The sequence below is a fragment of the Mycobacterium sp. 1245805.9 genome (assembly GCF_001672915.1).
Taxonomy (GTDB): domain Bacteria; phylum Actinomycetota; class Actinomycetes; order Mycobacteriales; family Mycobacteriaceae; genus Mycobacterium.
Window position 1 is genome coordinate 1 of record NZ_LZKR01000224.1, and the last position, 3,037, is coordinate 3,037.

5 protein-coding genes are annotated in these 3,037 nt (G+C 69.0%); 1 reads left to right on the forward strand and 4 read right to left on the reverse strand.

What is annotated here, in order from left to right; genetic code table 11:
• From A9X00_RS29070 to rimP, 4 genes are all read right to left on the reverse strand, one after another.
• The coding region (locus A9X00_RS29070; protein WP_197515310.1) for a translation initiation factor IF-2 N-terminal domain-containing protein at positions 1–408 on the reverse strand (408 nt) is incomplete at its 3' end.
• Between the two features lie 65 nt (positions 409–473).
• A complete protein-coding gene (locus A9X00_RS30395) occupies positions 474–812 on the reverse strand; it encodes a YlxR family protein (RefSeq protein WP_197515311.1) in 339 nt (112 codons plus the stop codon).
• 64 nt (positions 813–876) lie between these two features.
• On the reverse strand, positions 877–1,920 hold the full coding sequence (gene nusA, locus A9X00_RS29075) for a transcription termination factor NusA (RefSeq protein ID WP_067161850.1): 1,044 nt from the start codon (positions 1,918–1,920) through the stop codon (positions 877–879).
• Positions 1,917–2,468 carry a ribosome maturation factor RimP gene (gene rimP / locus A9X00_RS29080; protein WP_067161853.1) on the reverse strand — a complete coding sequence of 184 codons (552 nt, stop codon included), beginning with the start codon at positions 2,466–2,468 and terminating at the stop codon, positions 1,917–1,919. The genes nusA and rimP overlap by 4 nt, the downstream gene beginning before the upstream one ends.
• Positions 2,469–2,650: 182 nt before the next feature.
• Here rimP and A9X00_RS29085 point away from each other — a divergent pair.
• On the forward strand, positions 2,651–3,037 hold a 387-nt coding region (locus tag A9X00_RS29085; protein ID WP_067161856.1), incomplete at its 3' end, for a hypothetical protein.

Below are 3,037 nucleotides of genomic sequence, written 5' to 3' on the forward strand. Positions count from 1 at the left end.
GGCCAGGCCCGGCGCGGCGCCGCCGGGCGCCTCGCCCGGCAGCATGCCGCCCCGGCCAGGGGGCGTCGCGGGGGGCGCTTCGGCCGTCGCGGCCGGGGCGCTTGGCGCGGCGGCCGGCTTGGGAGGCGCGGCGGTCGCTTCGCCGTTTCCGGCGGGCTTGCTGATCGCCTTGTCGAGGGCTCGATCAAGGGATTTGTCGAGCGACTTGTCGGGAGCCTTGGCGGGCGCCTTGGTGGCGGCCGGCTTGCTGCCGCCGAAGGACTCGCGCAGTCGGCGAGCCACCGGCGCCTCTACCGTCGACGATGCGGATTTGACGAATTCGCCCTGTTCATTCAGTCGGGCGAGCACTTCCTTGCTGGTGACACCGAGTTCCTTGGCCAACTCGTGTACGCGGGCCTTACCTGCCACTACATCTCCTGTCTATGAGGCGACAGCAGTGGGCCGCGCGCCTCGGGTTTAGCTATGACGCATTGTCATCGGGACTTCACGGTGTGCTCATGTTCTTTGCTGCCTCTTCTGTCGCCGGGCAAGTCGCGCACTGCTAGGTGCTCGACCACCGCGGATGTGTCCAGTGGACCGGTGATGCGCAACGCTTTGGTGAAAGCCCGCCGCCGAATCGCCTGTTGCACGCACTGTGGCACGGGATGCAGCCATGCACCCCGCCCCGGCAGGCTACTCCTGTCGTCAACGATCGCGGCGTATTCGCCGTTCCCCGTCGACACAGCCACCACGCGAAGCAGTTCGGCGGCCAGCTCTCGCTTTCGGCACCCCACACACGTGCGCACCGGTCCCGAAAGTTCGCGCTGGATCACGTGTCAGTCTAACCTCCCCTGACCGGAGGTCAGAACCACCCGAAATCGGGCCGCTTGGGCGAGGTCAGTGATCGTGTGCCACAGGGTGACCGGCGCCATGGTCGGCCTGGCTCTCGGCGTGCCCCGGTGAATCCCCGCGAATGTCGATGCGCCACCCGGTGAGTCGCGCCGCCAACCGGGCGTTCTGGCCCTCCTTGCCGATGGCCAGCGACAACTGGAAGTCGGGCACCACCACGCGCGCGGCCCGGGCGGTCTGGTCGATGACCGACACGGAGACCACCTTCGCCGGCGACAGCGCGTTGGCGACGAACCGCGCCGGGTCCTCGTCGTAGTCGATGATGTCGATCTTCTCGCCGGACAGCTCGCTCATCACGTTGCGGACCCGCTGGCCCATCGGGCCGATGCAGGCGCCCTTCGCGTTGAGGCCGGGAACGTTCGAGCGCACCGCGATCTTGGAGCGGTGCCCCGCCTCCCGGGCCACCGCCACGATCTCCACCGACCCGTCGGCGATTTCGGGGACTTCCAGCGAGAACAGCTTGCGGACCAGGTTGGGGTGGGTGCGCGACAGCGTGATCAGCGGCTCGCGGGACCCGCGCGTCACGCCCACGACGTAGCAGCGAATCCGATTGCCGTGCTCGTAGCTTTCGCCGGGGACCTGTTCGGCCGCCGGGATCACGCCCTCGGACGCTTTGGTCTCGCTGCCCATCCGCACCACGACCAGCCCGCGGGCGTTGGCCCGGCTGTCGCGCTGGATCACCCCGGCCACGATCTCCCCCTCGCGGGTGGAGAACTCGCCGTAGGTGCGCTCGTTTTCGGCGTCCCGGAAGCGCTGCAGCATCACCTGGCGCGCGGTCGTCGCGGCGATGCGCCCGAAACCCTCGGGGGTGTCGTCCCATTCGCTGATGACGTTGCCGTCCTCGTCGACCTCGCGGGCCATCACCTTCACGACGCCGGTCTTGCGGTCGATCTCGATGGTCGCGTCCATCTGGTGGCCCTGGGTGTGCCGGTAGGCGGTGAGCAGCGCGGATTTGATCGTCTCGAGCAGTTCGTTGACCGAGATGCCCCGGTCCACCTCGATCGCGTGTAGCGCGGCCATGTCGATGTTCATGTTCCGGCCTCCGTCCTGTTAGGCCGCCCCACCTCAGCCAATCCAGCCAGTTCCAGCTCCGCCTGAGCTGGCGGTGAAAACTCAACCTGCACAACGGCTTTCACGATTTCGGCGAGGGGAATCTCGCGTACGGTCCAGTCCCGGCCGGCGCGAATGACCAGCGCGATCGTGCCGTCGCGGGTCTCGCCGACACGGCCGGTGAGCTGCGATCCGTCCGACAACGCGACCTCGACCCGGCGGCCACGGGCGCGGCGGAAGTGCTTCTCGCTGGTCAGCGGGCGGTCCACGCCCGGGGAACTGACCTCCAGCACGTAGCTGTCGCGGAACGCGGCGAGGATGTCCGAGCCGTCCAGCAAAGCCGACGCCGAACGCGACAGGGTGGCGATCGTGTCGAGGTCGAGGGGATCGTCGCCGTCGGCGATTACGGTGATCCGCGGCGGGCGTGCGCGGGTGTCGATGACCACGTCTTCGATTTCGTAACCGGCGCGCGCGAATTCTCCGTCGAGTAGCTCGATCACCTGCGTCTGCGAAGGTAGCCCGGTGGTCACGGCGAGCTCCTCATCTTGAGTTGTCCGGTCATCTGGCGGATGTCGCCACCCAGGTGGTTTCCGGGTGGTTTCCGGTGTCAGTCAGCTATCCACGATACGCCAGGAATCGCCGATGACGGCGCGATCGCGCGTGGTCACGGTCCTCGGACCTGCCCACCTTCGCGCAATGGCAGGATGTTGCTGTGCCTAGCGCAGTACCGGTTACCAACCGGCGGGGTGTGCTCGCCGGCGCCGCGGCCCTTGCCGCGCTCGGGCTGGTCGCGTCGGCCTGCCGCGAATCGCCGCCGAAGCCGCCGGCCGTCGAAAATCTGTTGGGGCCGCTGGAGCAGGCTCGCAAAGACAGCGCGCTGGCCGGGGCGGCGGCCACGGCCGTGGGTCTCGCGCCCCAGGTCGCGGCCGCGCTGACCGTCGTCGCGACCCAGCGCGCCGCACACGCCCGCGCGCTGTCCACGGAGATCTGGCGCGCCGCCGGCAAGCTCACGGCGTCGTCGAGCGAGACGACGAGCCCAAGCCCGAGCGCGGCAAGGGCCGCGGCGCCGGCGAGCTCACCCCGCCGGGTGGTAACCGGT

Bases quoted from the DNA above. Each gene is read 5' to 3' on its own strand.
- nusA (WP_067161850.1), bottom strand. From the start codon at position 1,920: ATGAACATCGACATGGCCGCGCTACACGCGATCGAGGTGGACCGGGGC.